Origin of the sequence: Rickettsia endosymbiont of Culicoides newsteadi (genome assembly GCF_002259525.1) — a bacterium.
Classification (GTDB): Bacteria; Pseudomonadota; Alphaproteobacteria; order Rickettsiales; family Rickettsiaceae; genus Tisiphia.
The window spans coordinates 20,414-27,912 of the sequence record NZ_MWZE01000008.1; the positions used below are offsets into that span (position 1 = coordinate 20,414).

Consider the following 7,499-nt stretch of genomic DNA (forward strand, 5'->3'; position numbering starts at 1 on the left):
ACAACTTAATTTCCTAAGAATAAAACTATAATTGCACTTTTTACTTTGTATTGCTGTGACAACTACGTTAATATTAATTAATTTTTAACAAATAAATTAATTGATAGGTAATGGAATGGTTATATTTAGCATGTTACAAAATTATTTTGTTAATAAATATTTAGTAAAAAAGTATCTAGTTTTTATTTTTTTATTTTTCTTATTGCAAAAATTTGACGTATCTGATGTCTTGGCAGTAGGATTTAATGAAGAAATAGGACAATTCTCTCACCCACGTCCATTTACTCATAGACATCACCTTGAAAATGAAATAGAGGCAACATGGAATGCTATTGATAAAGTCAGTGATGAATTAAAAGAATTAGAACAAGAACATTCCCAAAAAATAAAATTATTGAATGATCGCAAAAATTTGGAAGAAGAAATTAATTCGCTAGAAATAGAGTATTCATCATTACTTGATCGGCAATACAAATATAATTTAGAAAAACAAAAGAGTGAAGAAATGCTCTCAATTTTACAGCAACAAGAGATCAAAAATTTGCCATTATATAGTAAAGAAACAGAACAAATTTCTTTTGCTGAATTTAAAGAGAACATGGAACAAATATGGTTTATTGTTAATGACACTCATGAGAAATTGAAAAAAGTAGACCCAGAAAACATAATAATAAAACCATCTGAAGATGGAAATAAATTAACGGAAATGCTTGATTTACTAGAAAAAGATTACCTAGCATTACTTAATCCTAAAGAAGACTATAATAGTCAAAAAACAGAACAAAAATTTTCTGTTAAACTTCAAGAAATACAAGGGAAGTTTTTTGATAGAGTTGCAGAAGCAGAAGAAACTTTTTCTGTTAAACTTAAAGTAGCAAACGAACAGTTGAAAAATTTACAGGGAAATATAAGTGACATAGAAGAGCAAATGCCATTGCTCGAACAAAAAGTCGACGAACACAACCAACTATTAATTTCTATTGATAAAAAAGCAAATAAAATTACTGAATTAAAAGAAACAAGAGATGACCTTGAATCTAAGTTACATGCTCTAGATGATAATATTATGTCACTACTCTTAGCTCAGTCAGAAAGGAGAAATATACCTAATGAATTTGAAGAGTTTGTACCGGTAGAGAATGATAAACAGGTGAAACCTAATAAACCTGTGCAACAGTTGAAAGATGAAGGAGATGCTTCTTTGGATAATTTAGCAATAAGAGATACTCCATCACCTACAATCACAGAATCTAATCAAACTGCTCCACAACAAATATCTAGAAAAAGAAAAAGGGTAGATTCTGAAGATGAGTCATTAGATGATATACCTCCTACAACAAGAAATTCGTTATCATTGAGAGATGAGTTAGAAGCGGCTAAAAAGGGTATTGTTGGGCATGCAGCTATTGTTCTAATAACAGAACCATCTCCAGTAATGGAGAGAGCTACAGATATGCCCCCAGCAACAAAGACGGCTACGGCTACAGTAACAGTAACCTCTCCAATAGCACAAAAGGCTACAATAATGGCAACTCCAGTAATACATATAGCTCCAATAATCGAGGAAGTTTCAGTAATGGAAATTGCTACAACAACAGATATGCCTCCAGCAACAAAGACGGCTACAGCTACAGTAACAGTAACCTCTCCAATAACACAAAAGGCTACAGTAATGCCAACTCCAGTAATATATATGGCTCCAATAATCGAGGAAGTTTCAGTAATGGAAATTGCTACAACAACAGATATGCCTCCAGCAACAAAGACGGCTACAGTAGATGCCCATCCTACCCTAGTATCTGAACACACAAATACCGCAGATACAAAAACAGTAGCTACACAAACAGATATAGTAGATGAACAACAAACCTCAGTAGCTATACAAACAGATGTAGCAGCTGAGAAACCTGTGCATGAAGTAATTCAACAAGCTGCAGTATCTGTAGACGATAATGCAGATGTTGATCCATATGAAATATTTGGAGACAACCTAGGGTTAGAAACATTGTTTGCAGAAGAGGAGCCAATAGCAGCTGAACCTACGGCTCCAGTAGATGACCCTCCGTCTTCAGTAGTTAAACAACCAGACCAAGCAGACGAACAACCAACTTTAGTAGCTAAACAAGCCAATTCAGAAACCGAGCAAATCAATTTAGAATCCGAACAACCAGATTCAAGCACTGAGCAAACCAATTTAGAATCTGAACAACCAGATTCAAGCACTGAGCAAACCAATTTAGAATCCGAACAACCAGATTCAAGCACTGAGCAAACCAATTTAGAATCCGAACAACCAGATTCAAGCACTGAGCAAACCAATTTAGAATCCGAACAACCAGATTCAAGCACTGAGCAAACCAATTTAGAATCTGAACAACCAGATTCAAGCACTGAGCAAACCAATTTAGAATCTGAACAACCAAATTCAGTAGCAATTCCATCTTCTCAAACATTAGCTGAAGAAAATAGTTATATTTCACCTATTAACCCTGATGTTGAGCAAGATATATCGAAATATACTACATATATAGAATTTGACTATTTGGATACGATTTCTAATGCTTTAACTAACCATACATTAACAGATAATTCTACGGTAAATGTGGTAGCGTCAGGAGATAATGATTATATTAAAAAAGGTGGATGGATTCAATTTATCAGCTCTATTACCAAACAACAGCAACAAGGAAATATTTTAGCCTTTAAAAATAATCAGCAAGGTTTTATTTTAGGTTTTGATACACGACCCCTGGATAGTTTTATTATAGGAATCGCATATGCTCTTGCAAATTCGTATACTAAATTGCAAACCATCTTTAATGATAAGCAAAATACTATTTTACATGTAGCGGCAATTTATACCCAACATACATTATCACCAAATATATATCTGAATTCTTATCTCAAATATGGTAAAGCCTTTATTAAAAACAAAGGAGAACGGAATAATATTGCAATTAATAGCAAGACTAACGGTTATGTAACACGTGCAAAACTTGAAACTTACTATAAAATGAATTTAGATAAATTTCTGTTCAAACCAATAGTAGGAATAACATTTGATCATTTTTTAATAAACAATTTTACAGAATATAGGAAAGAGTTTAACATTAATGTACCAACTAAGAAAGGCAAAAGAATATTACTTGAAACTGGAATAAGTTTAAGTAAAAATATTTTGGTAGAAAATATTTCAATTATTCCGGAAATTCACGTCAAATTAGACAATACTCTTTTACTAAATAATCCCACAGGCATAATTACTTTTACTAACACATCACATCAAGCCCCAATAGTAGTTCCCATCATAAAACCTGTAGGATCATCTGCAAAGAATGTGAAATATACTTTAGGAGGTTATGTAAACGTACAATCTGTCTTACCATTTAAACTAGGTGCTGGTTATGATTATAGTTTTAAAAAAGACCTTATTACCCACTCTTTCTATTTTAATGGACTAATTAAATTTTAATTCAGGAGAATTTGGGGCTAGGAGAGACGAGTGACGACGTCACCAACTTCTCCTCAATTGACTATAACTAGATACTTCTTTGATGGTTCTTTACTGTTTGATATTATTTCTCTATCTAATAATTTTACAATTACCCCAAATGTGCTATGTTTGTATATGGCATAAATCCTTTAAATTTAGCTATAGATCAAACTAATAAGAAAATAAATTGTAAAACATACTTAGTGCTACAAATTTTTGGTGTATAATGAAATGAAAATAATTAATTACCTGAAGTCTTTTTTGTTATTTGAAATAGTATCAGGGCTTAGTCTAACTTTGAGGTATTTCTTTAAACCTAAAGTAACGATAAATTATCCCTATGAGAAGGGGCGGATAAGCCCAAGATTTAAGGGTGAACATGCATTAAGGCGTTACGCTAATGGTGAAGAGCGTTGTATTGCCTGTAAGCTTTGCGAAGCAATTTGTCCAGCTCAGGCTATTATTATTGAGGCAAAAGAAAGAGCAGATGGTAGTAGGCGTACTACTAGATATGATATTGATATGACTAAGTGCATTTATTGTGGTCTATGCCAAGAAGCATGCCCAGTTGATGCGATAGTGGAAGGCTCTAATTTTGAATTTGCTACTATTAGTCATCAAGAATTGCTTTATGATAAAGAAAAATTATTGAAGAATGGTGATATGTGGGAGCAAGAATTAGCAATTAAGCTACATAATGATTATAAATATAAATAATTATGGGTAGATAATTATGGAAATGTTTTTTTATTTATTTGCCGGGCTAATGGTTATAAGTAGTGTTTTGGTGGTCATGAGTAAAAATCCTGTTTATTCTGTGTTATGGCTGATCTTTACTTTCTGTAACGGTTCAGGGCTAATGATTCTATTAGGAGCAGAATTTTTAGCAATGATGTTGGTTGTAATATATGTTGGAGCGGTAGCAGTATTGTTTTTGTTTGTTATAATGATGTTGAATATTCGTTTTGTGGATATTATTGTACAATTCAAAAAAAACTTATTGATCAGTATGACTGTAGCACTCATTATGTTTGCTGATCTTGTTTTGATAATTTGCTTAGGTGTACAAGGTATAGTGTTAGATAATATGGACTATTCAGAGATAGCTAACCATACTATAGTCAATTCAGGAGAATTTGGGGCTAAGAGCGATGGAGCGACGCCTATAAGTAATAGGCGAGTGACGAGCGACAACGTTCCCAACTTCTCATCAATTGACTCTAATACTCATGCTATTGGGCAGGTACTATATACTGAATATATGTTACCTTTCCAAATTTCAGGTATTATTCTATTTATGGCAATGATATCTTGTATTACTCTAACTATTAGGCATCGTAGTGGAGTTAGGAGGCAGGATATTGCCAAGCAACATGCTAAAAACAAGGATAATTGTATATTAATGGTTAAACCGCGTTTAAGTGAAGGAGTGGAAGAAATTCAATATGATTAGTACTATTACTTTGGAACATTATTTAATTTTGTCGGCATTGATTTTTAGTATAGGAATGGTCGGTTTGTTTATGCATCGTAAGAATGTCATAACAATTCTGATGTCGATTGAATTGATGCTGCTAGCTGTCAACATCAATTTTGTCGCATTCTCTGCTTATGCCCATGAGATATCGGGTCAAATTTTTAGTATAATAATCTTAACAATAGCAACTGCCGAAACTTCTATAGGTCTTGCAATATTATTAGTTTATTTTAGAAATAAAGGTTCGATAGAGCTGAGTGATATGAATCAGATGAAAGGGTAATTTTAGGAATTGGTATGGTAAATGCATTAGCAATATTCACGGTAATGTTACCATTAATATCTGGTATGATTAATGGTTTGTTTTGTCAGTGTTTTAGCAAGAAGCAAGCAGCTTGCATTGCCACTATTGCAATAAGTTTAGCGGCAATATTCGCTAGCTTTATATTTTATAATGTGGCAATAAACAAAGCCATTATTCATCTAATTTTAGCAAAATGGCTAGTAATTGGTGAGATGAAGATAGATTGGGCAATTTATGTCGATCAGCTGACCGCTATTATGTTTATAGTGGTTACTTGGATTTCAGCGGTGGTACATATTTATTCTCTTGGCTATATGGCAGATGATGAAGGGTTACCTAAATTTCTATCATTTTTATCATTATTTACCTTCTTTATGCTAGCTTTGGTATCAGCCGATAATTTTGTCCAATTATTTTTTGGTTGGGAAGGTGTTGGTTTATGTTCGTACTTATTAATTGGTTTTTGGTATCAAAAAGAAGCGGCAAATAAAGCAGCAATTAAAGCCTTTATCGTCAATAGGATAGGGGATTTTGCCTTTATAGTGGGGATTATTACCATTATTGTTTATTTTGGGGTAGTTGATTTTGCTAGTGTATTTGATAAAGCCCAATTATTGTCTAATATACAATTGAGTATATGGGGTTTTACAATATCGATAATTGACATAGTCTGTTTGCTATTATTCCTTGGATGTATGGGCAAGTCGGCTCAAATTGGCTTGCATATATGGCTACCAGATGCTATGGAAGGTCCAACGCCAGTCTCAGCACTTATTCATGCTGCAACTATGGTAACAGCTGGAGTATTTTTAGTAGCTAGGTGTTCTTATTTATTTGAATATAGTGTAAGGGTATTGAGCTTTATTGCTATTATTGGCGGTATTACCTGTATATTTGCGGCAACTATTGCCATAGTTCAGAATGATATAAAAAAAATTATTGCCTATTCCACTTGTAGCCAGCTTGGCTATATGTTTCTTGCTTGCGGTGTATCAGCTTATAATGCTGGTATTTTTCATTTAGTTACTCATGCATTTTTTAAAGCTTTATTATTTTTATCAGCTGGTAGTGTTATTCACGCTTGTCATCAGCAAGATATTTTTAAGATGGGTGGTTTGAAAGATAAAATGCCAGTTACTTACTGTAATTTCTTAATCGGCTCACTGGCACTGATCGGTATTTATCCTTTAGCTGGATTTTATTCAAAAGATGCTATTTTAGAGCTAGCATATAGTAGCGGTGGGGTCATAGGTACTACAGTGTTTATTCTTGGAATTGTGGCGGCAATTTTGACTGCTATTTATTCTATGAAAATTATCTTATTAGTATTTCATGGCAAAACTAGATTAACTATAGAGCAATTTAATCACGCTCATGAATCACCCAATATTATGAATCTGCCACTTAATCTTTTAGTGGTAGGTAGTTTTGTTGCGGGGATGATAGGTCATTATATTCTTGCTCTTGACAAACCAAATGGTTATTTCCTTGATAGTATATTCAATATTCATATTTATCAAAGATTAGCAAATCATCCACCTATTTATATAAAATTATTGCCAATGGTTTTGGGATTAATGGGTATTGTTTTGGGTATTTATTTGTATAAGAATATTATTGATAAAGTGAAAATAACATTTATGAGGAAATTGTTGGTACATAAATATTATTTTGATGAAGTGTATGACTTGCTGATAGTAAGATTAGTTGCCAACTTAAGTAAGCTATTGAATTTGATCGACCAAAGAGTCATTGATAGATTTGGTCCAAGTAATTTTGCCAAAACAGTAAATTACTTTGGGATTTTGGTAAGTAGATCGCAAACAGGCTACATATTTAATTACACTATGTGTATAGTTTTATTTGTAGTTGCCTATATTACTTTTTTTATAGTTTTTAGGGTGGTTTGAAAGTAAATTGTCTTCCCGCTTCCCATTGTCATTCCCGCGTAGGCGGGAATCTAAGCATAGTACCCTACAATTTTTGTAATAAATACTCTGCAAAGGTATTGTATATGGGAGGTTGAAGTAGTATAAGAGTGTATTTTCTGACTATGCACAATATACTACTTCAGTCACTGATACTAAACTTTTCTTGGAAAAAATCAAGGCTAGAATGTCTTTCTGGAATGATTATGAGTCTAATTGAGAATTGCTCCGTTAGCGGTAAAAACATGGCACTTGGAATTAAGAGTGAAGCTAAACATAGCTCTAGAATTCAAAGAA

General features: G+C 33.0%; 4 protein-coding genes and 1 pseudogene. All 5 read left to right on the forward strand.

The annotated features are described in order from the left end of the window. Window positions 1-115 precede the first annotated feature (115 nt). The 5 genes and pseudogenes from RiCNE_RS01230 to nuoL all read left to right on the forward strand — a co-directional run bounded on the left by RiCNE_RS01230 (window position 116) and on the right by nuoL (window position 7,184). A complete protein-coding gene (locus tag RiCNE_RS01230; RefSeq protein ID WP_094648817.1) occupies window positions 116-3,472 on the forward strand; it encodes an autotransporter domain-containing protein in 3,357 nt (1,118 codons plus the stop codon). Between the two features lie 258 nt (window positions 3,473-3,730). Continuing rightward, window positions 3,731-4,210 (forward strand): NADH-quinone oxidoreductase subunit NuoI, encoded by a 480-nt coding sequence (gene nuoI / locus RiCNE_RS01235; RefSeq protein WP_094648824.1) that lies wholly within the window; start codon window positions 3,731-3,733, stop codon window positions 4,208-4,210. Window positions 4,211-4,226: 16 nt separating this feature from the next. Then, a pseudogene (locus RiCNE_RS01240) lies at window positions 4,227-4,860 on the forward strand (NADH-quinone oxidoreductase subunit J); the annotation flags it as partial. 78 nt (window positions 4,861-4,938) lie between these two features. Then, complete coding sequence (gene nuoK, locus RiCNE_RS01245; RefSeq protein ID WP_094648819.1) at window positions 4,939-5,253, forward strand: NADH-quinone oxidoreductase subunit NuoK; 315 nt, start codon at window positions 4,939-4,941, stop codon at window positions 5,251-5,253. Between the two features lie 14 nt (window positions 5,254-5,267). After that, window positions 5,268-7,184, forward strand: a complete 1,917-nt coding sequence (nuoL, locus tag RiCNE_RS01250; RefSeq protein WP_094648820.1) for an NADH-quinone oxidoreductase subunit L — start codon at window positions 5,268-5,270, stop codon at window positions 7,182-7,184. Window positions 7,185-7,499: the final 315 nt, after the last annotated feature.